The sequence below is a fragment of the Maricaulis sp. genome (assembly GCF_017642925.1).
Taxonomy (GTDB): Bacteria; Pseudomonadota; Alphaproteobacteria; order Caulobacterales; family Maricaulaceae; genus Maricaulis.
In genome coordinates this window covers 1-24,882 of sequence record NZ_JAEPOL010000030.1, presented here as the reverse complement: position 1 = coordinate 24,882, position 24,882 = coordinate 1, and the positions used below count along the sequence as shown (strand labels likewise).

Below are 24,882 nucleotides of genomic sequence, written 5' to 3'. Positions count from 1 at the left end.
GAGATGGTGATGCCGGGCGACAATGTGGAAATGAATGTCGAGCTGATCACGCCGATCGCCATGGAAGAGAAGCTGCGCTTCGCTATCCGTGAAGGCGGCCGTACCGTCGGCGCAGGCGTCGTTTCCAAGATCGTCGAGTAATCGCTCGATCCATACCGATGCTGAAACGGCGGGCCTTCGGGTCCGCCGTTTTCGTTTGTGCCCCGTATTGCTGCGGGCTGATGTCCGGGACTGCGGTGCGCTGTCGCATGACAGGGCGTCGTATGGACACGCTCCGGGGGCGCCGGTACCACTTTGGCCCTGGGCTGAGGAAGTATCCGCGATCATGGCTGAAACGCTCGAACTGAGACTGAACCCCGCGCTCGACGCGCAGAAATGGGCGGAGATCTATGCGCGCGACAGGCTCGTCCGGATCCCCGACATATTCGAGCCGGCCCTTGCCGATCACATTGAAAACCTGCTGGCGCGCTCCTTGAACTGGCGGCTCGTCTTTGCCGAGGCCGATCCGTCTGCGCCCGGCGGTGAACGCGTTTCCAAGCTGACCCAGCAGGATATTGCCGCGATGGGGCGGCAGGCCATCGGCGCCAAGATCGGCCATGTCATGGAGCGGGCGCGCGACAATTACGGCTATCTCTACGACAGCTATCCGATGATCGAGGCCTACACGTCAGGCTGGGACGCCGGCCATCCGATCCACCAGCTGACCGAGTTCATCAATTCGCCGGAATTTCTCGAACTCGGGAAGGCCGTGACCGGGGCGCCGCTGGTGACCAAGGCCGATGCCCAGGCGACGCGCTATATTCGGGGTCATTTCCTGACGCGGCATATCGATGAGGGGCATGACAAGGAACGCGTTGCGGCCTACACGCTGGGCTTCACGCGCAACTGGCAGCCCGACTGGGGCGGCCTTCTGATGCTGCTCGACGATAATCTCGATATCAGCCGCGCCTTCCTGCCGCGCTTCAACGTGCTGTCGATCTTTGACGGCCGGCGCATCCATTCGGTCAGCGCGGTCTCGCCCTTCGCCGGCAGCGCGCGGCACCAGATCACAGGCTGGTTCCGGAACGATCCGCCTTACCGGGCAGCGTGATGCAGGATCCGCGACTCGCAGAGGCCGGGCAGTTACGTCTGGCCAATGATTTTGACGGCGCCCGCGCGCGGTGCGAGGCCGTGCTTGCGGATCGGCCCGGCGATGCCGGGGCCATGGCGCTGCTGGGGGTCTGCGCGGTGGAAACGGGTGACCTGGACAGCGGTCGCGACTGGCTGGACCAGGCCGGGGCGGCCGATCCCGGGCTTGGGCTGGTGCCGCTCTATCGCTCCATCCTCCACGAAGCTGAGGGCGATCTTCCCGCGGCCCTGAGCGCTGCGCAGAAGGCGAGCGAATTGTCGCCCGACCGGTTCGATGTCTGGGGGCGTTATGGCGATCTGGCCGGGCGGGCCGGGGATTTCGACACAGCCGCGCGCGCGCTCGACAAGGCGCTGGCCACCGCCGATGCCGGCCATCCGGCCCGGCCGCATGTCGCGCTGCGCCTGGCCGGTGCCGAACTGGAATGCAAGCGGCTCGATGCAGCCGCCGCAGCCCTCGACACGGCCGAGGCCGAGGGGCTGGCCGGCAGTCTGGACGTGCTGCGCCTGCGGTCCGATCTGGCCCGGTTTGCCGGCGACTTCACCGCGCTGACCGCCGCCGCGGAAGCCTGGCATGCGCTGGACCCGCAGGATATGGAGGCGCGGGGCGCGCTGGCCATGGGACTGGGGCAGCAGGGCTATTATCGCAAGGCGATCCGGATCTACCGCCCCGTCGTCGATGCCGATCCTGACACGGCCGACAACTGGGCGGCGCTGGGCCGGCTGATCCTCGGTGCGCGCGATATCGACGGGGCCCGCGCCGCCTTCGACAAGGCCTTGTCGCTCGATCCCGATTGCGCCGATGCCTGTTTCGGGCTTGCCCGTATCCACACTTTCCGCGGCGAGCGGGAGGAGGCGATCGAGATGTGCCGGCGCACGCTCGCCATCGATCCGGGGAATTTCGAGGCCTATGGCCAGCTCTCCGAAGTGTCCGGCGGCCGTCTGACCGACGACGAGGTCGAGCGTCTGGAAGCCGAGACCGTCAAACCCGGCATGCCGGCTGACCGCTTGTCGATCGGCCTGTTTGCGCTGGGCGATGCCCGGCACCGTCGCGCTCAGCGCGAGGCCGCATTTGCTGCCTGGTCGCGGGCCAATGATACCAAGAAACTCCAGCATAACGGCGCCATTGTCTCGGCCTATGACCGCCCCGAGCAGGAGCGGCGCACCGAATGGCTGACACAGGTGTTTGCCGGACCGGTCGCCAGACCGTCCCCGGCGCTTGAGCAGGCGCCGATCTTCATCGTCGGCATGCCGCGCTCCGGGACGACACTCATTGAGGCCGCCATCGCCGCCCATGACGATGTCCAGGCCGGCGGCGAGCTCAGCATGATGCCGGTCCTGTTCGAAGCCTTCATCCGCTGGGCCCGCGAGACCGGATGGTCCGGTGGCGAAATTCCCGAGGACGTGCTGGCGCCCTGGCGCGAGCGCTACCTGTCACAGTATCGCGAATACGGACTCACGGGCACGCCTTTCGTGACGGACAAACAGCCGGCGAACTTCCTGGCCGTTGGCCTGATCCGCCAGATGTTCCCGAAGGCGCCGGTCATCCATATCCGCCGCAAGCCGGTGGAGGTGGCGTTCTCGATCTACCGGCGCAATTTCTCGCGCATGTGGCCGTTCGCGCACGATCTCGACGATATCGCGCATTACTATGCGCTTCAGGCGCGGCTGGGCGCTCACTGGGCCGAGACCTATCCCGACCATGTCACGCCCCTGCAGTACGAGGAACTGGTCGGTGACTTCGAGGCGCGGCTGCGTTTCGTGCTCGCACGGTGCGGCTTGAGCTGGAGCCGGAAATGTCTCGAATACTACGATGTCGAGCGCACGGTGATGACGTTCAGCGCGACCCAGGTCCGGCGGCCGCCGTCGAAAGAGCACCTGGACTCGACCTCGCCCTACGCGACATTCCTGAGCCCGTTCGATGCCGCTATGTCACTCCAATGTGTCGACAATGAAACCGGTATGTGGGTGGAATGCGACGGTGAGGTTATGCCCGACCCGGACCAGCCGGACCCGAAGCCGGGGCTGGGCGGAATGATGCAGCGGGTCCTGTCGGGCGGCCGCTCGCGGAACCGGTCATGAGTACCGATCTCCAGCTCGCGATGCAGCTTTTGCAAAGCGGCCGGGCCGAAGAGGCGGAGGCCAGGCTGGACGCCGTGATCGCGGCGCGGCCGGATGACATCGAGGCCTTGCATCTTCGCGGCGTGGCCCGCGGGCGGCTGGGCCGGTTTGCTGCCGGTATTGCCGATCTGGAGGCCGCGGCAGAGCGGCATCCGCAGCCGTTTGCCGTTCTGAGCAATCTGGGAAATCTCAAGCGGCGTGCGGGGGATCTCGCCGGGGCCGTTGAAGCCTACCGTGCCGCACTCGCGCTGAAGCCGGACTTCACCGACGCGATGACCAACCTCGCCATCACCTTGTCCGATCTCGGGCAGGTCGAAGAGGCGGCCGCGGTCTTCACGGATGTTCTCAAGGTCTTGCCGGGAAGTACCGCGGCCCTGAACGGGTTGGGAAATCTCCGGTCCCGGGCGGGCGATGAAGAGGGCGCGCTGGAATTCTATTCACGCGCCATCGATGCCAATCCCGCAGCAGCGATGCCGCGCATCAACCGCGGCAGTGTGTTTCGATCCGTCAATCGGCTGGAGGACTCCCTGCAGGATCTGGATGTGGCCTGCCGGCTGGTTCCGGGTCAGGCAGAAGCGCATTTCCAGCGGGGCCATACGCTGCGCACGCTCGGACACACCTCCCAGGCGCGTGAAGCCTATTGGCAGGCTTCGCGCTGTGCTCCCCTGCGGGCCGACATCCACAGGGACCTGGCAAGCCTGTTGTGGGAGCTGGGGGAGGGGCGCGGCGCGACAGCGGCACTGGACGCCGTTCTGGCGGAGCAGGCCGATCCGGAGCTGGCCTATACCAAGGCGCGCGTTCTTCTGCGGACCGGCTATCCGGCAGACGCACTCGAAACGCTTGAGACCGTGCTTCACGGCGCGCCTGTCCACGCCCGGGCCCTGGCCTTGCGTGGGGAAATCCGGAGCAAGCAGGGCGACGGGGAGGCGGGGCTCGCAGACCTTGGCGCTGCCCTGGCAGCGACGGGCGGGGATGATTTCGAAATCCGTCATCAGCTGGTCGAGGCTTGCCTGATGCACGGGCGTACGGACGGCGCCGTCGACGCACTTCGCGCCGAGCCGCCGGCAGAGCATCTGCAAAAGCATGTCGCCTTGCAGGCAACGGCCTGGCGATGTGCCGGCGATGATCGCTACAGGCGGCTCTATGACTACGACCGGCTGACGGCAAAACGGTTCATCGATACGCCCGCCGGCTTCACATCGCTTGACGCGTTCAACGAGGCTCTGGCCGAGCGGATCGCCGCGCTTCATGCGACGCAGGCCCAGCCGATCGAGCAGACCCTGTTCGGCGGCACCCAGTCGCCGGGGCGTCTGTGGGACAATGACGACCCGGTCATCCAGGCGCTTGCCCAGGCGCTGCAGGCGGCCGCGCAGCGTTTTGTCGCGGATTTGCCGGATGATCCCGACCACCCCTTCCTTGCCCGCAAGTCCGACCGGCTGAAACTCACCGGCGCCTGGTCCGTCAGGCTGCGCTCGGGCGGCGGCCATGTTGACCATATCCATCCGGCCGGCTGGATCAGCGCCAGTTATTATGTCCATGTTCCCGAGACGGTGCTGCGCGGCGAGCGTGCCGGATGGCTGCGTCTGGGGGCTCCGGGCCTGCCTGGCCTCGACCTGCCGGCCGAACGCTATATCTGTCCCGAAGCCGGCGCGGCAATCTTCTTCCCCTCCTATATGTGGCACGGCGTCGAGCCGTTCGAGAGCGAGGATGTGCGCGTGACGGCGCCCTTCGACCTGCTGCCGGACTAGCTATTTGTACGGTGTATTGTGACGCCCGATTTCCGTAAAAAGGCTTGGTAAAATCAGGTCTTGCCGAAAGGTCTGCGGCAAATGCGCAACAGTGCAGCGTGAATGACGCTTGGCATGGGGATGTGACGGACGTGTGTCATTGACCCTTCGCATTCTGCATGGGTACCTTGCAGATAAGGCGGGGAATCGTGAGCTCCGCCGAGCCGGGGGATTCTGCCTGACGCCTAGTGTGGGCGGCCTTCCCATTACAACCTTACTCGGAGGGATTAAGAGTGAGACCGACTTCCTTGAAGGCTTGCCTTATGGCGAGCACGCTCATCGGTGGCCTGGCTGTAGCCGCGCCGGCGATGGCACAAGAGGGCGCCGCTGATGATGACGTGGTCGTCATCACCGGTTCGCGCATTCAACGCACCGACACGGTGGCCCCCAGCCCGATCACTTCGGTTAACGAAGAGCTGTTCGAGCTGAACAACGTGGTCAACACCGAAGACCTGCTGAACACCCTGCCGCAGCTGATCCCGGCTTTCGACGCCACGTCGAACAACCCGGGTGACGGTACGGCGACGGTGTCGCTTCGCGGTCTCGGCACCTCCCGGACCCTGGTCCTGGTTGACGGCACCCGTTTCGTCGGCTCTGGCGCTTCCCAGGTCGTCGACCTGAACAACATTCCGGCCGCCATGGTCGAGCGCGTTGACGTCGTGACCGGCGGTGCATCGGCCGTTTACGGCTCGGACGCTGTTGCAGGCGTTGTGAACTTCATCCTGCGTGACGACTTCGAGGGTGTGGAAGTTTCCACCTCGCACGAATTCTCGATGGACGAAGGCGACGCGGCTATCTCCGATGTCTCCGTCACCATGGGCGGCAACTTCGACAATGGTCGTGGTAACGCCGTTCTGTCCTTCGGTTACACCAATCGTGAAGCCGTTTTCCAGGCGTCGCGCGAGTTCTCGGAAGTGGCCTACTGGTCGCCTGGTCCGGGTACCGATCCGTACATCCCGGGTGGTTCCTCGAGCATTCCGGAAACCTGGATTCGTCCGGCTGCCGGCAACTACTTCGACACGAACCCGGTTGATTCCGGCGGTGATCCGTACTTCCTGATGACCCAGCCGGGCGGCGCCATTGCCGAGCGTCAGGTGTACAACTACGCCCCGACCAACTACCTGCAACTGCCGCAGGAACGTCACATGATCTCGGCTTTCGCCACCTATGAGATCAATGACAACATCGAGATGTATGCTCGCGGCATCTACGCGAACAACGTCGTTGACTCCCAGCTCGCCCCGACTCCGACGGGTACGCTGACCATCGACGTCAATCTCGACAACCCGCTGTTCTCGACCGAGCTGCGTGACCTGTTTGCCAACGACGCCAGCTCCAACAATGGCGACGGCACGGCAACGGTTCGTATCGCCCGCCGTATGCAAGAGATCAGCACCCGTAACTCGCTGCGCGACACCAACACCTTCCAAGGTGTTCTGGGCTTCCGTGGCGACATCAACAATGACTGGTCCTACGACGTCTTCTACAACTACTCGCGTTCGGCGGTGTCCCAGATCCTGTCTGGCAACATCTCCGTTGCGGCCTTCCAGGAAGCTGTCCTCTGTGATGGCGGCCCGACGGCTATCGCGAGCGGTTGTACGGCTCCGACGCTGGACATCTGGAATGGTGCTGGTTCGGTCTCCGCGGAAGCGGCCGACTACATCGCGCGTACCGGTGCCCAGATCGATGTGATCGAAGCCACCCAAGCTGTGGCGTCTGTGTCCGGCGAGCTGTCGAACATGGCTTCGCCGATGGCAAACATCGCCCCGGCGCTCGTGCTCGGTGTCGAGTATCGTGAAAACTCCGCGTCGATCCGCCCTGACTCCGTGCTGGGTCCGGACGTTCGCGGCTTCAACCAGTCGCTGCCGATCGAAGGTTCGTTCGACGTCTACGAATTCTTCACCGAAGTCGACGTGCCGCTCATCACGGATCGTCCGGGCATCCAGAGCCTGAACTTCACCGGCGCCTTCCGTATGTCGGACTACTCGACGGTCGGCAACACCCAGACCTACGCCGCTGGCCTGGGCTGGGAACCGGTTGACGGCCTGCGTTTCCGTACGCAGTACAACCGTGCTGTTCGCGCTCCGAACGTGGGTGACCTGTTCTCGCCGGCCACCAACGGCTTCCCGGGTGCGACCGACCCGTGCTCCGGCGGTCTGGGTTCCTTCGACGGTGATGTGATCGTTGCCAACTGTATTGCTTCGGGTGTTCCCGCGGCGGCTGTCGGCACGTCCTTCCAGTCGAACGCACAGATCGAAGCCCTGTTCGGCGGTAACGCCACCGTGGACGAAGAAACCGCTGACACCTTCACCATTGGTGCTGTGTGGCAGCCGAACTTCATCAGCGGCTTCACGATGCAGGTCGACTACTACAACATCGAGATCGAAGACGCGATTGCGACCCCGTCCCTGCAGAACCTGCTGGACGAGTGCTATCGTCAGGACATCCAGTCGGCTTGTGCCTTCTTCGCAGGCGCTCGTAACCCGAGCACCGGTGAAATGGCCAACCCGTTCATGCCGGAACTGTTCTCTTCGAACCTCGCTGTGTTCGAAGCTGAAGGTGTCGACGTCCGCGTTGACTACATGTGGGATGCCGAGCAAATGGGCCTGTCGCCCGACCTCGGTTCCTTCTCGGTCAACTACTACTCGACCTTCACGATCGGCAACGGCTACCAGACGTCCGAAGTCGCTGGTTTCGTCGCCTGTGAGGGCCAGTTCTCCGGTCAGTGCGGCGAGCCGACCCCGGAATACAAGCACGTCGCTCAGGCGAGCTGGTACTGGGGCAACCTGACGACGTCCCTGCGTTGGCGCCACATTGGCGGTGTCGACATCGAGCCGTCCTACACGGGCCTCGTTTCCGACCGCGAGCTGTCGATCGACGCCTACAACTACTTCGACGTGACCTTCGGTTACGACGTCAGCGAAACCGTCCGCGTTTCGCTGGGTCTGCAAAACGTGACGGATGAAGAGCCGCCGGTTCTGACCTCGACCTCGTCCGAGCAGGCCAACACCTATCCGGCCACGTACGATCCGTTCGGCCGTCGTCTGTTCCTGGGCGCCAACCTGCGCTTCTAGTCGACAGACTTAATACACTTGGGGAAGGGCGGGTCTTCGGGCCCGCCCTTTTCTTTTGCGGATTGCCGCGTTGCGGTGCAGCGAAGGAGTTGCCTTCGCGCGATGCTTCCCTAACATGCCCGTAATGTTGGGGGGTCGTACTCAAACGAGCGAAGCGGCTGCCTGGGGGCAGTTCTGGGCCGGGCGCAGCCCGGGCGATGAGCATCGCTATCGCGATCCCCGGGTCGCAGACGTGCTCGACGCGCATTGGTCCCGGTATTTCTCGGACAGGATCGAGGAGGGGGGCGTCACGTCCCTGCTCGATTTGGCCTGTGGCGAAGGCGAGGTCCTGCGCTTTGCCGAACAGGTTTTTGCGCGAAGCTCCGATGATCTGCCGCGGGCGATCTGCTGCGATGTCGCGCCCCCTGCCGTCCAGATGGCGGCCGGCGCGCTGAATGCGCTGCCTGTTGCTGCAGACAGTTCGGCCTTGCCCTTTGCAGACGCGGCCGTGACCTGCGCCGTCAGCCAGTACGGTCTGGAATATGCGGGGCAGGCGGCATTTTCCGAGGCCGCCCGTGTTCTCGACGCGGGAGGTCAGCTGCATGCGCTGGTTCATTGTCGTGGTGGCGTCGTCGAGGCGGCCTGCGGGGACGTGGCCGCTCTCCTGACGACTGTCATCGACAGCAATCTGTTCGAACGGATGGCCGACTATGCCAAAGACATTCCGCTAGCCGCTGCGGGGGAGGTGCCGGACGCCCGGGCTCGCGAATGCGTCGACAATCTGCGCGCGGCGCTGGACGCCGTGGGAGAGGCTCTGGCGATTGCCAGCCACGGTCCGGCCCGTGAGCATGTTGCCCGTCTTGTGGCGGATTGCCGAACCCTGGCGGGGCGTCTGGGTCATTTTGCGCCCTCCGACGTAACGGCCTGGATCAATGGGCAGAAGTCCGATACCGCAGCTTTCCAGCACCGCATGACATCCATGCTGGATGTGGCCCAGTCCGAGGACGATATGCGAGGTATTGTGGGCCGTCTGGATGCCGCGGGCCTCGCGGTGTCGCCGCTTTCCGTGCTCGAAGCTCCAGGGCAGAGCGGGGCCCTGGCATGGGTCGTCGACGCAAGGCGGATCTCCGACGCCTGAAGCCGGGTTGCGAATAAGCGCAGCAATATGCGTTTTAGCTGTTTTCTTATGGCGCTCTGCATTGTAGACAGCTGCGCTTCGGATGTGGCGGTGGCTGGCTCACCGTGCTACTCCGCGCGCGTGGTACAGGGGTGTAGCTCAGTTGGTAGAGCATCGGTCTCCAAAACCGAGGGTCGGGGGTTCGAGTCCCTCCGCCCCTGCCATGCCGCTCTGACGGAATTTTGCGCCGCATGACCGTGGCGCCGATTGCAAACAGGGCCCCGAGGGGCCAGATGGAAGCGAATGACGCGGAACGCGAATAACAAGACGCCGGCGCAGGCCAAGGCGGATACGGCAGCGCCGAAAAAGCGCCGGGTCGGCCCGTTCCAGTATCTGGCGCAGGTGCGTCAGGAGGCCCGCAAGGTGACCTGGACCGGGCGGCAGGAGTTGATCGTTTCGACGATCCTCGTGCTGATCCTTTCGGCCATTGCCATGCTGTTCTTCTGGGGTGTGGACTTCGCGATCCGCGAAACCGTCCAGTTCCTGCTGTCGCTCGGCTCGTAGGAGGAGGCTGTATGTCTGCCAAGTGGTATATCGTGCACGCCTATTCGAACTTCGAGAAGAAGGTCGCCGAGGCGATCCGGACCGAAGCCGCGATCCAGGGGCTTGAAGACAAGTTCGAAGAGATTCTCGTCCCGACCGAGGACGTGGTCGAGGTCCGCAAGGGCCGCAAGGTGAACGCCGAGCGCAAGTATTTCCCGGGCTATGTCCTGGTGAAGATGGACATGACGGACCAAGCCTATCACCTGGTCACGTCGACGCCGAAGGTCACCGGCTTCCTCGGTTCGGGCAAGAAGCCGATTCCGGTGTCCGAGAACGAAGTGAAGCGGATCCTGGGCCAGATGGAAGAGGACGCCGAGCGTCCGCGTCCGACGGTCAATTACGAGATCGGCGAGACGGTGAATGTCATCGACGGTCACTTCGCCAGCTTCAACGGCGTCGTGGAAGAGGTCGACGACGAGAACGGCCGTCTCAAGGTGGCAATCAATATTTTCGGCCGGGCCACCCCGGTCGAGCTGGAATACGCGCAGGTCGAAAAGACCCAGTAGCGCGTGTGACGTGCGGGAGGTGCCGGCGCCAAGTCCATGCCGGGCCGTACCGCAAACCCCCAAGGACGCGATGGTCGCGTCCTGTTGATGGAGTGGAGACATGGCCAAGAAAATCGACGGCTATATCAAGCTGCAAGTGCCCGCGGGCGCAGCAAACCCGTCCCCGCCGATCGGCCCGGCCCTGGGTCAGCGCGGCGTGAACATCATGGAATTCTGTAAGGCCTTCAACGCGAAGACCCAGGAGATGGAAAAAGGGATGCCGATCCCGACCACCATCACCGTCTTCTCGGACAAGTCCTTTACCTTCGAGATCGCAACGCCGCCGGCGAGCTTCTATCTGAAGAAGGCCGCGAAGATCCAGAAGGGCAGCCAGGCCCCGGGCCAGACTTCGGCCGGTTCCGTCTCGATGGCGCAATGCCGCGAGATCGCGGAAGCCAAGTTCAAGGACCTCAATGCGAACGACCTCGACCAGGCGACGAAGATCATCGCCGGCTCCGCCCGTTCCATGGGTCTGGAAGTGACGGAGTAGGGATCATGGCGACTATCGGAAAACGTCTCGCGTCTGCGCGTGAAACCATCGACCGCGATCACCTCTATACGGTCGACGAAGCGGTCAAGCACGTGAAGGCCAATGCCAAGGCAAAGTTCGACGAAACGATCGAACTGGCCGTCAATCTGGGTGTCGACCCGCGTCACGCCGACCAGATGGTCCGCGGTGTCTGCGAGCTGCCGAACGGCACGGGCCGTACGGTTCGCGTCGCGGTGTTCGCCAAGGGCCCGAAGGCTGAAGAGGCCAAGAAGGCCGGTGCCGACGTTGTGGGCGCCGAAGACCTGATGGAACAGGTCCAGGGCGGCAATATCAATTTCGACAAAGTCATCGCGACCCCGGACATGATGCCGCTGGTTGGCCGTCTCGGTAAGGTGCTTGGCCCGCGCGGCATGATGCCGAACCCGAAGGTCGGCACGGTCACCATGGATGTGACCAAGGCCGTTGCAGCGTCCAAGGGCGGTGCCGTGGAGTTCCGTGTCGAGAAGGCGGGCATCGTGCACGCCGGCGTCGGCAAGGCGAGCTTCACCGAAGCGCAGCTGGTCGAGAATGTTCGCGCCCTGATCGGCGCCATCGTCAAGTCGAAGCCGACGGGCGCCAAAGGCACCTATATTCGTCGGATCGCGCTGTCCTCGACCATGGGGCCGGGCGTGAAAATCGACACGTCGGAAGCCTCCGCGGCTTAATTCGACGTAAAAGACACTTGAGTTTCAGCCCGGCAGGCTTTATCCGGCCGGGCTGATCCGGTTCTTCGCCACGCGTTGTGGGTGAAGACCGGACCTGTCCGAGATCGCAGGGGGCGGGGCCTTTTCAAGGTTCTGCCTTAATCCAGTTTGGGCCCTGTGTGAGACAGAGCATGAACAATATGGCCTTGTTCGTAAGGTCTGTTGGTTCAAGCCCTGGGACAGGACGCGCCGTGGGCGCGCCCGAACCCTTGAAACGGGGAAGGCGCTCGACGGCGTTTTCACCGGACCGTCCGTGGTGGACGGTTCAAACAGGGAGTCCGCAAAATGGATCGCAATCAAAAAGAAGCGTCCGTTGAAGAGCTGGAAGGCATCTTCTCGAACGCTGGATCCGTGGTGATGGCCCACTATACGGGCATGACCGTTGCGGAAATGACGAATCTGCGTGCCAAGCTCCGTGAGCTCGGCGGCACATTCAAGGTGGTTCGCAACCGCCTCGCCAAGATCGCTCTGCAAGGCAAGCCGGGTGAAGGCGCCTCCGACCTGTTCGCGGGTCCGGTCGCCATCGCTTACTCGGAAGACTTTGTTGCTGCGCCCAAGGTGCTGGTGGACTACGCGAAGTCCAACGACAAGCTCGTCATTCTCGGCGGCTTCATGGAAGAGGAAGTGTTCGACGCCAAAGGCATCGACGCCCTGTCCAAGATGCCGTCCCGCGAAGAGCTTATCGCCACCATCGCGGCCCGTCTCACGGGTCAGGCTTCGCAGGTTGCCCAGCGTATCATGGCCCCGGGCCAGGGTCTGGCTGGCGCCATCGAGGTTATCCGCGAAAAAGCCGAAGCATAACGTCATTCTCCGCTAACGAACTGACACACTGAACACGACAAGGAATTGAACAAATGGCTGATGTAGCTAAACTCTGCGACGAACTTCTCTCGCTCACCATCCTTGAAGCCAAGGAACTGAACGATCTTCTCGAAGAAAAAGGCATCAAGGCTGCGGCTGCTGTCGCGGTTGCCGGTCCGGCCGGTGGCGACGCTGGCGCTGCCGCTGCTGAAGAGAAGGACGAATTCGACGTTATCCTGGCTTCGGCTGGCGACAAGAAGATCAACGTCATCAAAGAAGTCCGTGCCATCACCGGCCTGGGTCTGAAGGAAGCCAAGGACCTGGTCGAAGGCGCTCCGAAGGCGGTCAAGGAAGGTGCTCCGAAGGCCGAAGCCGAAGAGATCAAGAAGAAGCTCGAAGAAGCCGGCGCTACGGTCGAGCTGAAATAATCACGCTACGGCGTGACCTGAACGGTGCGGCGGGCGCGCGGGGTATCCTGCGCGTCCGCTAGCCCGTCTTTGCGTTTCGCGGTCCCTCCGCTGCCGTTCCAGGCGGGGCCGCATAATCCGGACCGGGCCGCTGCGTCTTTGACGGGCAGGGCCGGGCCACTCGGAACGGCGGCGCGGGGACGAACCCCGCATCTATGGCGCAGTGCTGTCTGCGAAGGGAGCCGACATGGGTCTGTCGTTCACCGGCAAGAAGCGGATTCGCAAGACGTTCGGTCGCATTCCGGAAACGGTCGCGATGCCGAACCTCATCGAAGTTCAAAAAAGCTCCTATGAGCACTTCCTGATGAAGGAAGTCCCGTCAAGCGAGCGGGGCGATACGGGCATGCAGGCCGTCTTCAAGTCGGTCTTCCCCGTCAAGGATTTCGCTGAGCGTGCTGTGCTGGACTTCGTGTCCTACGAATTCGAAGCGCCGAAGTTCGACGTCGAGGAATGCCAGCAGCGTGACATGACCTTCGCGGCTCCGCTGAAGGTCAAAATGCGTCTGATCGTGTTCGATGTTGACGAGGAAACCGGCGCGCGTTCGGTCAAGGACATCAAGGAGCAGGACGTCTATATGGGCGATATCCCGCTCATGACGGACAAGGGCACCTTCGTCGTCAACGGTACCGAGCGGGTCATCGTTTCGCAGATGCACCGTTCGCCGGGCGTCTTTTTCGACCATGACCGTGGCAAGACCCATGCCTCGGGCAAATATCTCTTCGCCGCACGGATCATTCCCTATCGCGGCTCCTGGCTCGATTTCGAGTTCGATGCCAAGGACGTGGTACACATGCGCCTCGACCGCCGCCGCAAACTGCCGGCGACGACGCTGCTGTATGCGCTGGGCCTGGACAAGGAAGAGATTCTTTCGACCTTCTACAACACGGTCGAGTACAAGTTCGCCAAGAAGGGCTGGACCGTTCCTTACGTGAAGGAACGCTGGCGCGGCGCCAAGCCGGTGCGCGATCTGGTCGACGCCAAGACGGGCGATATCGTCGCTCCGGCCGGCAAGAAAATCTCCGCGCGCGCGGCCAACAAGCTGGCCGAGGACGGTCTGGAAGCTCTGCTGGTTTCCGACGAATTCCTGCTGTCCGGCTATCTGGCCGAAGACATGGTCAATCTGGAAACCGGCGAGATCTTTGCGGAAGCCGGCGACGAGCTGACCCAGGAAATCCTCGACACGCTGAAGGAAACCGGCGTCAAGGTTCTCAACCTGCTCGACATCGACCCGGCCACGGGTATCGGTCCCTACATCCGGACCACGCTGGCGGTCGACAAGAATGAAAGCCGCGAGCAGGCGCTGGTCGATATCTACCGCGTCATGCGTCCGGGCGAGCCGCCGACGCCGGAAACGGCCGAGGCCATGTTCCAGGGCCTGTTCTTCGACCCGGAACGCTACGACCTGTCGGCTGTGGGCCGCGTGAAGATGAACATGCGTCTGGACCTGGATTGTCCGGATGATGTCCGCACGCTGCGCAAGGAAGACATCCTGGCCGTGCTGAAGACCCTCGTGGATCTGCGCGATGGCCGTGGTGAAATCGACGACATCGACAATCTCGGCAACCGCCGTGTGCGTTCGGTCGGCGAGCTGATGGAAAATCAGTATCGCATCGGCCTTCTGCGCATGGAGCGCGCGATCAAGGAACGCATGTCCTCGGTCGATATCGAGACGGTCATGCCGCACGACCTGGTCAACGCCAAGCCGGCCGCGGCTGCGGTGCGCGAATTCTTCGGCTCCTCGCAGCTGTCGCAGTTCATGGACCAGACCAACCCGCTGTCCGAAGTGACGCACAAGCGCCGCCTCTCGGCGCTTGGCCCGGGTGGTCTGACCCGCGAACGTGCCGGCTTCGAAGTGCGCGACGTGCACCCGACCCACTATGGCCGGATCTGCCCGATTGAAACGCCGGAAGGTCCGAATATCGGCCTGATCAACTCGCTGTCGACCTATGCCCGCGTCAACAAGTACGGCTTCATCGAAAGCCCGTACCGCCGGGTCGAGAACGGCAAGCTGACCGAGACGGTCGACTATCTCTCCGCCATGCAGGAGTCGCGCTACGCAATCGCCCAGGCGAACGCGCACGTGAACGAGAATGGCGAGCTGGACAACGAGTTCGTGAACTGCCGTATCGGCGGTGAAGTGACGCTCGTTCCGCGTGAGGACGTGGAATATATCGACGTGTCGCCGAAACAGGTGGTTTCGGTCGCTGCGGCGCTCATTCCCTTCCTGGAAAACGACGACGCCAACCGCGCCCTCATGGGTTCGAACATGCAGCGTCAGGCCGTGCCGCTCGTGAAGGCGGAAGCGCCTCTCGTCGGGACCGGCATGGAAGGTGTTGTGGCCCGCGATTCCGGTGCTGCCATTGCGGCGCGCCGGGGCGGCGTGATCGAACAGGTCGACGCGACCCGTATTGTTATCCGGGCCACGGAAGATCTCGATGCCGCCAAGTCGGGCGTCGACATCTACCGCCTGTCCAAGTTCCAGCGCTCCAACCAGTCCACCTGTATCAACCAGCGCCCGATCGTGCGCGTGGGTGACGAGGTGAAGGCCGGTGACATCATCGCGGACGGTCCGTCGACCGATCTGGGCGAGCTCGCGCTCGGCCGGAACGTGGTCGTCGCCTTCATGCCGTGGAACGGCTACAACTTCGAGGACTCGATCCTGATCTCCGAGCGCATCGTGCGCGACGACGTCTTTACCTCGATCCACCTCGAAGAGTTCGAGATCGCGGCCCGCGACACCAAGCTGGGTCCGGAGGAAATCACGCGCGACATCCCGAATGTCGGCGAGGAAGCCCTGCGCAATCTCGACGAAGCCGGTATCGTGGCCGTGGGCGCCGAAGTCGGTCCCGGTGACATCCTGGTCGGCAAGGTGACGCCGAAGGGCGAAAGCCCGATGACGCCGGAAGAAAAGCTTCTGCGCGCCATCTTTGGCGAAAAGGCCTCCGACGTTCGCGACACCTCCCTGCGCATGCCGTCCGGTGCCACCGGTACGGTCGTGGAAGTCCGCGTCTTCAACCGTCACGGTGTCGACAAGGACGAGCGCGCGATCTCGATCGAGCGTGAGGAAATCGAGCGTCTCGGCAAGGACCGCGACGACGAGCTGCACATTCTCGAGCGCAATATCTATCAGCGTCTGGGCGATCTCCTGCTCGGCAAGACGGCGGTCTCCGGTCCGCGCGGCTTTGCCAAGGGCAAGGTGACCCAGGAGGCGCTCGACGAGACCCCGCGTTCGCAGTGGTGGCGCATCGGTCTCGACGACGAGAAGGCCATGGGTGAAGTCGAAGCGCTGCAAAAGCAGTACGACGACAGCAAGGCCCGTCTGGATCGCCGCTTTGAGGACAAGGTCGACAAGCTGCAGCGTGGCGACGAAATGCCGCCGGGCGTGATGAAGATGGTCAAGGTGTTCGTTGCGGTGAAGCGCAAGCTTCAGCCCGGCGACAAGATGGCCGGCCGTCACGGCAACAAGGGTGTTATCTCCAAGATCAATCCGATCGAGGACATGCCCTTCCTGGAAAACGGTGAAGCCGTCGACATCGTGCTGAACCCGCTGGGCGTGCCGTCGCGGATGAATGTCGGCCAGATCCTGGAGACCCACCTTGGCTGGGCCTGCCGTGGTCTGGGCCGCCAGATCGGCGATGCGTACGAAGCCTATCAGCGCGACGGTTCCGTCGAAGCCTTGAAGTCCGAGCTGAAGCGTGTCTACGGCGAGGACGAGCTGCCGGAAACCGATGCCGATATCGCCGAGCTGGGCCGCAACCTGGCCAATGGCGTGCCGATCGCGACTCCGGTGTTCGACGGTGCCCGCGAGCCGGACGTGTCCGCCATGCTGGAGAAGGCCGGTTTCGATCCGTCGGGCCAGGTCACCCTGTATGACGGCCAGACCGGTGAGCCCTTCCGCCGCAAGGTTACGGTGGGTGTGAAGCACCTGCTGAAACTGCACCACCTGGTGGACGACAAGATCCACGCCCGCTCGATCGGTCCGTACTCGCTCGTGACCCAGCAGCCGCTGGGCGGTAAGGCGCAGTTCGGCGGTCAGCGCTTCGGTGAGATGGAAGTGTGGGCCCTGGAAGCCTATGGTGCGGCGTACACGCTGCAGGAAATGCTGACGGTGAAGTCGGATGACGTGGCCGGCCGGACGAAGGTCTACGAGGCCATCGTGCGCGGCGACGACACCTTCGAAGCCGGCGTTCCGGAGAGCTTCAACGTGCTCGTGAAGGAAATGCGTTCCCTCGGCCTCAATGTCGAACTGAAAAACGGCTAAGGCCGAACCTTATATCGCGGGACAGGGCTGGCCCTGTCCCGCTTGCCCCTTTTGGGAGACGGCGACATGAATCACGACGTCATGAACATCTTCAATCCGGCTGCCGAAGGCCCGTCCTTCGACCGGATCCGGATTGCCCTCGCGAGCCCGGAAAAGATCCTTTCCTGGTCTTTCGGCGAGGTCAAAAAGCCTGAAACCATCAACTACCGGACCTTCAAGCCGGAGCGCGACGGCCTGTTCTGCGCCCGCATCTTCGGCCCGGTGAAGGACTATGAGTGCCTGTGCGGCAAGTACAAGCGCATCAAGTACAAGGGTATCGTCTGCGAGAAGTGCGGCGTTGAAGTGACCCTGGCCCGCGTCCGTCGCGAGCGCATGGGCCACATCGAGCTTGCTGCGCCGGTCGCCCACATCTGGTTCCTGAAGTCGCTGCCGTCGCGGATCGCGATGATCCTCGACATGGCGCTGAAGGATGTGGAGCGCGTGCTCTACTTCGAGAACTATGTCGTTATCGAGCCGGGCCTGACCCCGCTGCAGCCGTTCCAGCTTCTCTCGGAAGAGGAGTATATGGACGCGCAGGACGAGTATGGCGAAGACGCCTTCACCGCCGGCATCGGTGCGGAAGCCGTCCGCGAAATCCTGATTGCCATGGACCTCGAGGCGGAAGCCGCGAAGGTCCGTGAGGACATGAAGGAGACCGGCTCGGAGCTGAAGCTGAAGAAGTATGCCAAGCGCCTCAAGCTGCTTGAAAACTTCATCTCGTCCGGCAACCGGCCGGAATGGATGATCATGACGGTCATTCCGGTGATCCCGCCGGAACTGCGTCCGCTCGTGCCGCTCGATGGCGGCCGTTTCGCGACGTCGGACTTGAACGATCTCTACCGCCGCGTCATCAACCGGAACAATCGCCTGAAGCGCCTCATCGAGCTGCGTGCACCGGACATCATCATCCGCAACGAAAAGCGGATGCTGCAGGAATCGGTCGATGCCCTGTTCGACAATGGCCGTCGCGGCCGCGTCATCACCGGCGCCAACAAGCGTCCGCTGAAGTCGCTGTCCGACATGCTGAAGGGTAAACAGGGCCGTTTCCGCCAGAACCTGCTCGGCAAGCGTGTCGACTATTCCGGCCGTTCGGTCATCGTCGTCGGCCCGGATCTCAAGCTGCACGAGTGCGGCCTGCCGAAGAAGATGGCGCTCGAACTGTTCAAGCCCTTCATCTATGCGCGTCTCGACGCCAAGGGGCTTTCGGGCACGGTCAAACAGTCCAAGAAGCTGGTCGAAAAGGAGCGTCCGGAAGTCTGGGACGTGCTCGACGAGGTTATCCGCGAGCACCCGGTCATGCTGAACCGGGCGCCGACGCTGCACCGTCTGGGCATCCAGGCCTTCGAGCCGAAGCTGATCGAAGGCAAGGCCATCCAGCTGCACCCGCTGGTCTGCGCGGCTTTCAACGCCGACTTCGACGGTGACCAGATGGCTGTTCACGTGCCGCTCTCGCTGGAAGCCCAGCTGGAAGCGCGCACGCTGATGATGTCGACCAACAACATCCTCTCGCCGGCCAACGGCAAGCCGATCATCGTGCCGTCCCAGGATATCGTTCTGGGCCTGTACTACCTGTCGGTGATGAACGAGAACGAGCCGGGCGAGGGCATGGCCTTCGGTTCCCGCGCGGAAATGGAAGCCGCGCTGGAAAGCGGCGTCGTCTCGCTCCACGCCAAGATCAAGGCACGCTGGGAAGGCATCGACGAGAACGGTGAGCCGATCACGAAGGTGATCGAATGCACGCCGGGCCGGAAGATGATCATCGACCTCTTGCCCAAGCACGCCAAGATGCAGCCGGAAATCGTCGGCGAACTGCTGACGAAGAAGGCGATCGGCGGCCTGATCGACCACGTCTATCGCCACTGCGGCCAGAAGGCGACGGTGATCTTCTGCGACCAGATCATGGGTCTGGGCTTCAAGGAAGCGGCGAAGGCCGGCATCTCGTTCGGCAAGGACGACATGCTGATCCCGGATGCCAAGGCCGATCTGGTGGGCGCCACCCGTGCGCTCGTCGCCGACTATGAGCAGCAATATGTCGACGGTCTGATCACCAAGGGCGAGAAGTACAACAAGGTCGTCGATGCCTGGGCGAAGTGTACGGACAACGTGGCCGACGCCATGATGGACGAGATCTCCAAGACGTCCATCGGCGAAGATGGCCGCGTCTCCGAGGTCAACTCGGTCTACATGATGGCCCACTCCGGTGCCCGGGGTTCGAAGAACCAGATGAAGCAGCTGGCCGGTATGCGCGGCCTGATGGCCAAGCCGTCCGGCGAGATCATCGAAACGCCGATCATCTCGAACTTCAAGGAAGGCCTGACCGTTCTCGAGTACTTCAACTCGACGCACGGTGCCCGTAAGGGCCTGGCCGACACCGCGCTGAAGACGGCGAACTCGGGTTACCTGACCCGCCGTCTCGTCGACGTCGCCCAGGACTGCATCATCACCGAAGAGGATTGCGGCACGTCCGAAGGCTTCGAGATCGGCGCCGTTGTCGATGGCGGTGATGTGGTCGTCTCCCTGGAGCAGCGCATCCTGGGCCGCACGACCGCTGCCGAGGTGAAGAATGGCGAGGGCGAAGTGATCTGCCCGGCCGACACCTATATCGACGAGGATCTTGCTGCGGCGATCGAGGCGGCCGGCGTCCAGAGCGTGTTCGCACGCTCGCCGCTGACCTGCGAAACCCGCGTCGGCGTCTGCGCCACCTGCTACGGCCGGGACCTGGCACGCGGTACGCGCGTCAATATCGGCGAAGCCGTCGGCGTGATCGCGGCCCAGTCGATCGGTGAACCGGGTACCCAGCTGACGATGCGGACCTTCCACATCGGCGGTACGGCCCAGGTGTCCGAGCAGTCCTTCATCGAAGCGGCGCATGAAGGCAAGATCACCTTCAAGAACCCGTCGACGGTGACGAATGCCGACGGCGATCTGATCGTGATGAGCCGCAACATGCAGGTCGCGGTTGTCGACAAGGACGGCAAGGAGCGTGAAAGCTACAAGCTGGGCTACGGCACCAAGCTGAAGGTCAAGGAAGGCGACAAGTCCGAACGCGGCATGCGTCTGGCCGAATGGGACCCGTATACCGCTCCGATCGTGTCGGAAGTCGGCGGTACGGTGAAGTTCGTCGATATCATCGACGGCGTGTCCGTGAAGGAAGAGACCGACGAAGCGACGGGTATCGCGTCCAAGGTGGTGATCGACTGGCGTGGCGGGGCCAAGGCCTCGGCGATCCAGCCGACCATCGTCATCCAGGACGAGAACGGTGACCCCATCAAGCTCGCGTCCGGTTCCACCGCCAGCTACATGCTCGCCGTGGGCGCCATTCTCTCGGTCAGCTCCGGTGACACGGTGCGCCCGGGTGATATCGTTGCCCGTATCCCGACCGAAGGTGCCAAGACCCGGGACATCACCGGTGGTCTGCCGCGCGTTGCGGAACTGTTCGAAGCCCGTCGTCCGAAGGACCACGCCGTGATCGCCGAGATCACCGGCCGCGTCGAGTTCGGCCGCGACTACAAGAACAAGCGCCGCATCGCCATCGTGCCGGATGACGAGAACATGGAGAAGGTCGAGTACCTGGTGCCCAAGGGCAAGCACCTGACGGTCCAGGAAGGCGACTATATCCAGAAGGGCGAATACCTGCTCGACGGTCACCCGGCGCCGCACGACATCCTGTCCATCCTGGGTGTCCCGTCGCTGGCCAACTACCTGATCAACGAGATCCAGGAGGTCTATCGACTGCAGGGCGTGCCGATCAACGACAAGCACATCGAAGTGATCGTTCGCCAGATGCTGCAGAAGATCGAGGTCAAGGATCCCGGCGAGAGCACCTTCCTGGCGGCCGAGCAGGTCGACAAGATCGAGTTCCTGGAGACCAATGAGAAGCTCGAGGCCGAGGGCAAGCGTCCGGCAACCGGCGAGCCGGTCCTGCTGGGCATTACCAAGGCTTCGCTGCAGACGCGCTCCTTCATCTCTGCGGCCTCCTTCCAGGAGACGACACGCGTCCTCACCGAGGCCGCCGTGCAGGGCAAGGAAGACATGCTCGAAGGCCTCAAGGAGAACGTCATCGTGGGTCGACTCATCCCGGCCGGTACCGGCGCGATGATGCGTCAGTACCAGGCGCTGGCCGACGACCTCGATGCCGAGATGCTAGCCGAGCGGGCGACGGCCGTGGAAGCGGAAGGTCTGCCGGCGGAAATCGCCGAGGCCGCTGCCGAAGAAATGGCGTCCGAAGGCAAGGCCGAGTAGGCGTTTCGGGCCGGAAAGCCCAATCTAAACAGGCAAAAGGCCGCCGGGTGACCGGCGGCCTTTTTCATGACTGCTGCGTTTACCGTGCAAGCCTCTGAAAATGTCTGAACAAGCGCTTGACGGAACCGAGTCGCATGCGTAGTTTCCGCGCTCGTTTTGAGGATGAGCCGTAACCCAAGCGGTTAGACGTCATCCACGGTAACGGAAAAACCCTAGATGCCGCCGTGCGGGCCTCGCGCTCGAACGTCGGTGTCGTCATTTGCGTCCATCAGTTCCATTCCGGTGCTGAGGGGCGTGGTCTTTGAGATTAGGAACGGATTAGAGCGGGATGCCCACAATCAACCAGCTCATTCGCAAGCCGCGGAAAGACAAGCCGAAGCGCAACAAGGTGCCGGCCCTTCAGGCTTGCCCGCAGCGCCGTGGCGTTTGCACGCGTGTCTACACCACGACCCCGAAGAAGCCGAACTCGGCCCTGCGTAAAGTCGCCAAAGTGCGTCTGACGAACGGGCATGAGGTTGTGAGCTACATTCCGGGCGAGGGGCACAATCTTCAGGAACACTCCGTCGTTCTTATCCGCGGTGGCCGCGTGAAGGACCTTCCGGGTGTCCGCTATCACATTCTTCGCGGCGTTCTGGATACCCAGGGCGTCAAGGACCGCAAGCAACGCCGTTCCAAGTACGGCGCCAAGCGTCCTAAGTAAGGGAGACGTCCATGTCGCGTCGTCACCGCGCAGAGAAACGCGAGATTCATCCGGACCCGAAGTTCGGAGATCGCGATCTCACGAAGTTCATGAATTACATCATGCTCGACGGCAAGAAGTCGGTCGCCGAGCGTATCGTCTATGGCGCCCTCGACATCGTCGAGGACAAGCTGAAGCGCGAACCGATCCGCGTCTTCCACGATGCCATGGACAATGTGGCCCCGGAAGTTGAGGTCCGCTCCCGCCGTGTTGGTGGTGCGACCTACCAGGTTCCGGTCGAAGTCCGTGCTGACCGCAAGAAGGCTCTTGCGATCCGCTGGCTGACCGGTGCTGCACGTGGTCGCAACGAGAACACGATGCGTGAGCGTCTCGCTGCCGAACTGATGGATGCTGCTGCCAATCGCGGTACCGCCGTCAAGAAGCGCGAAGACACGCACCGGATGGCGGAAGCCAACCGCGCCTTCTCGCACTACCGCTGGTAACGATCCACAGGCACTGACCCGTACCAAGGACCCTTTGAAATGGCCCGCGACTACAAAATCGAGGACTACCGCAACTTCGGCATCATGGCGCACATCGATGCCGGCAAGACGACGACGACCGAGCGGATCCTTTATTACACCGGCAAGTCCCACAAGATTGGTGAAGTGCACGATGGTGCCGCCACCATGGACTGGATGGAGCAGGAGCAGGAGCGTGGCATCACGATCACCTCGGCTGCGACGACCTGTTTCTGGAAGGACAAGCGCCTGAACATCATCGACACGCCCGGACACGTCGACTTCACGATCGAAGTCGAGCGTTCGCTGCGCGTGCTCGACGGTGCCGTGTGCTGTCTGGACGCCAATGCCGGTGTCGAGCCGCAGACCGAAACGGTCTGGCGTCAGGCCGACAAGTATGAAGTGCCGCGCATGGTGTTCATCAACAAGATGGACAAGCTGGGCGCCGACTTCTACCGCTGTGTCGAGATGATCGAAGAGCGTCTGGGTTCCACGCCGCTGTGCACGCAGCTGCCGATCGGCTCGGAAAGCGACTTCGAAGGCGTCATCGACCTTATCAAGATGAAAGAACTAGTGTGGCACGGTGAAAACCTGGGCGCCACCTGGGACGAGCGCGAAATCCGTGCCGAGCTTGCCGACAAGGCTGCCGAGTACCGCGAAAAGCTAGTCGAGGCCGCCGTCGAGCAGGACGAAGCCGCGATGGAAGCTTATCTGGAAGGCGAAGAGCCGACCGAAGAGCAGCTCAAGGCGCTGATCCGCAAGGGCTGTATCGCTCTGGCCTTCAACCCGGTCCTGTGCGGCACGGCGTTCAAGAACAAGGGTGTCCAGCCGCTGCTCGACGCCGTTGTGGATTACCTGCCGAGCCCGATCGATATCGCGGCCATCAAGGGCATCGACGTCAAGTCGGGCGAGCCCACCAAGCGCAAGGCTTCGGACTCCGAGCCGGTGTCGCTGCTGGCCTTCAAGATCATGAACGACCCGTTCGTCGGTTCGCTCACCTTCGCGCGCATCTATTCCGGTCACCTCGAGACGGGCGTGTCCCTGCTCAACACGGTGAAGGAAAAGAAAGAGCGTATCGGCCGTATGCTGCTGATGCACTCGAACTCGCGCGAAGACATCAAGGAAGCCTTTGCCGGCGACATCGTCGCCATTGCGGGCCTCAAGGACACCACGACGGGTGACACGCTTTGCGATCCGTCCAGCCCGGTCATCCTGGAGCGTATGGAATTCCCGGATCCGGTGATCGAGCTCGCGATCGAGCCGAAGTCGAAGGGTGACCAGGAAAAGCTCGGCATTGCGCTGCAGCGTCTGGCTGCCGAGGATCCGTCCTTCCGCATGAAGACCGACGAAGAGTCCGGTCAGACCATCATCGCGGGCATGGGCGAGCTTCACCTCGACATCCTGGTCGACCGCATGAAGCGCGAATTCAAGGTCGAGGCGAATATCGGTGCGCCGCAGGTGGCTTACCGTGAATCGCTCGGTCAGGCCGGTACGGTCGACTACACGCACAAGAAGCAGTCCGGCGGTTCCGGTCAGTTTGCCCGCGTGAAGATCGAATTCGAGCCGGGCGAGCCGGGTTCGGGCTTCGTCTTCGAATCCAAGATCGTCGGCGGTTCGGTGCCGAAGGAATACATTCCGGGCGTCGAAAAGGGCCTGAATTCGGTGATGGAAAACGGTCTGCTGGCCGGCTTCCCGGTCATCGACGTCAAGGCGACCCTGATCGACGGTGCCTATCACGACGTGGACTCCAGCGTCCTGGCCTTCGAAATCGCCGGCCGTGCGGCCTTCCGCGAAGCGAAGCACCACTGTGCGCCGAAGCTGCTCGAGCCGATCATGAAGGTCGAGGTCGTGACGCCGGACGAGTACACCGGTTCGGTGATCGGTGACCTGAACTCCCGCCGCGGCCAGATCGCCGGGCAGGAAATGCGCGGCAACGCCACCGTCGTGAATGCGATGGTGCCGCTGGCGAACATGTTCGGTTACGTCAACAACCTGCGTTCTGCCACTCAGGGCCGGGCCCAGTTCACCATGCAATTCGACCACTACGAGCCTGTGCCGAAGGCGGTCGAACAAGAAGTCATTGCCAAGTCCGCCTAAGGCGAACCTCTGGTCACTGTAGAAACGAATACGAGATTTCGGAGCGAGATCGATGGCGAAGGAAAAGTTTGAGCGCACTAAGCCGCACGCGAACATTGGCACGATTGGTCACGTTGACCACGGCAAGACGACGCTGACGGCGGCGATCACGATGGTGCTGGCCGAGCAGGGCGGCGGCACGGCGAAGAAGT

Annotated in this window: 17 protein-coding genes, 1 tRNA gene and 1 pseudogene; all 19 read left to right on the top strand. The window is 62.8% G+C overall.

The features are described 5' to 3' along the window. A pseudogene (gene tuf / locus JJ918_RS16885) lies at positions 1 to 141 on the top strand (elongation factor Tu); the annotation flags it as partial. Positions 142 to 325: 184 nt separating this feature from the next. Further along, on the top strand, positions 326 to 1,090 hold the full coding sequence (locus tag JJ918_RS16880) for a 2OG-Fe(II) oxygenase family protein (RefSeq protein ID WP_291889974.1): 765 nt from the start codon (positions 326 to 328) through the stop codon (positions 1,088 to 1,090). After that, positions 1,090 to 3,207 carry a tetratricopeptide repeat-containing sulfotransferase family protein gene (locus JJ918_RS16875; protein WP_291889971.1) on the top strand — a complete coding sequence of 706 codons (2,118 nt, stop codon included), beginning with the start codon at positions 1,090 to 1,092 and terminating at the stop codon, positions 3,205 to 3,207. The genes JJ918_RS16880 and JJ918_RS16875 overlap by 1 nt, the downstream gene beginning before the upstream one ends. Next, on the top strand, positions 3,204 to 4,994 hold the full coding sequence (locus JJ918_RS16870; protein WP_291889968.1) for a tetratricopeptide repeat protein: 1,791 nt from the start codon (positions 3,204 to 3,206) through the stop codon (positions 4,992 to 4,994). Before JJ918_RS16875 ends, JJ918_RS16870 begins: the two co-directional genes overlap by 4 nt. A 302-nt stretch (positions 4,995 to 5,296) precedes the next feature. Then, entirely contained in the window at positions 5,297 to 8,107 is a 2,811-nt protein-coding gene (locus JJ918_RS16865; RefSeq protein ID WP_291889965.1) for a TonB-dependent siderophore receptor, read from the top strand. A gap of 124 nt (positions 8,108 to 8,231) precedes the next feature. Next, a complete protein-coding gene (locus JJ918_RS16860; RefSeq protein WP_291889962.1) occupies positions 8,232 to 9,224 on the top strand; it encodes a class I SAM-dependent methyltransferase in 993 nt (330 codons plus the stop codon). A gap of 127 nt (positions 9,225 to 9,351) precedes the next feature. Continuing rightward, a tRNA-Trp gene (locus JJ918_RS16855) sits at positions 9,352 to 9,427 on the top strand. Positions 9,428 to 9,506: 79 nt separating this feature from the next. After that, positions 9,507 to 9,767, top strand: a complete 261-nt coding sequence (gene secE, locus JJ918_RS16850) for a preprotein translocase subunit SecE (protein WP_291889960.1) — start codon at positions 9,507 to 9,509, stop codon at positions 9,765 to 9,767. An 11-nt stretch (positions 9,768 to 9,778) separates the two neighbouring features. Next, positions 9,779 to 10,312: a transcription termination/antitermination protein NusG gene (gene nusG, locus JJ918_RS16845; protein WP_271185298.1), complete on the top strand. Its 534-nt coding sequence runs from the start codon at positions 9,779 to 9,781 to the stop codon at positions 10,310 to 10,312. A 100-nt stretch (positions 10,313 to 10,412) separates the two neighbouring features. Next, positions 10,413 to 10,841 carry a 50S ribosomal protein L11 gene (gene rplK, locus JJ918_RS16840; RefSeq protein WP_271185299.1) on the top strand — a complete coding sequence of 143 codons (429 nt, stop codon included), beginning with the start codon at positions 10,413 to 10,415 and terminating at the stop codon, positions 10,839 to 10,841. Between the two features lie 5 nt (positions 10,842 to 10,846). Continuing rightward, positions 10,847 to 11,545: a 50S ribosomal protein L1 gene (rplA, locus tag JJ918_RS16835; RefSeq protein ID WP_291889957.1), complete on the top strand. Its 699-nt coding sequence runs from the start codon at positions 10,847 to 10,849 to the stop codon at positions 11,543 to 11,545. Between the two features lie 324 nt (positions 11,546 to 11,869). Then, positions 11,870 to 12,385, top strand: a complete 516-nt coding sequence (gene rplJ / locus JJ918_RS16830; RefSeq protein ID WP_291889954.1) for a 50S ribosomal protein L10 — start codon at positions 11,870 to 11,872, stop codon at positions 12,383 to 12,385. Positions 12,386 to 12,438: 53 nt separating this feature from the next. Continuing rightward, positions 12,439 to 12,813 carry a 50S ribosomal protein L7/L12 gene (rplL, locus tag JJ918_RS16825; RefSeq protein WP_291889951.1) on the top strand — a complete coding sequence of 125 codons (375 nt, stop codon included), beginning with the start codon at positions 12,439 to 12,441 and terminating at the stop codon, positions 12,811 to 12,813. A gap of 226 nt (positions 12,814 to 13,039) precedes the next feature. Beyond that, on the top strand, positions 13,040 to 17,113 hold the full coding sequence (gene rpoB / locus JJ918_RS16820; RefSeq protein WP_291889948.1) for a DNA-directed RNA polymerase subunit beta: 4,074 nt from the start codon (positions 13,040 to 13,042) through the stop codon (positions 17,111 to 17,113). Between the two features lie 66 nt (positions 17,114 to 17,179). After that, entirely contained in the window at positions 17,180 to 21,394 is a 4,215-nt protein-coding gene (rpoC, locus tag JJ918_RS16815; protein WP_291889945.1) for a DNA-directed RNA polymerase subunit beta', read from the top strand. Between the two features lie 328 nt (positions 21,395 to 21,722). After that, positions 21,723 to 22,094 carry a 30S ribosomal protein S12 gene (rpsL, locus tag JJ918_RS16810; protein WP_011643738.1) on the top strand — a complete coding sequence of 124 codons (372 nt, stop codon included), beginning with the start codon at positions 21,723 to 21,725 and terminating at the stop codon, positions 22,092 to 22,094. 11 nt (positions 22,095 to 22,105) lie between these two features. Further along, positions 22,106 to 22,576 carry a 30S ribosomal protein S7 gene (gene rpsG, locus JJ918_RS16805; protein ID WP_271185305.1) on the top strand — a complete coding sequence of 157 codons (471 nt, stop codon included), beginning with the start codon at positions 22,106 to 22,108 and terminating at the stop codon, positions 22,574 to 22,576. Between the two features lie 39 nt (positions 22,577 to 22,615). Then, positions 22,616 to 24,691, top strand: coding sequence for an elongation factor G (fusA, locus tag JJ918_RS16800; RefSeq protein ID WP_271185306.1), 2,076 nt, complete (start codon positions 22,616 to 22,618; stop codon positions 24,689 to 24,691). Between the two features lie 52 nt (positions 24,692 to 24,743). Then, positions 24,744 to 24,882 (top strand): GTP-binding protein (locus tag JJ918_RS16795; protein ID WP_291887634.1); only part of this gene is annotated, 139 nt, incomplete at its 3' end.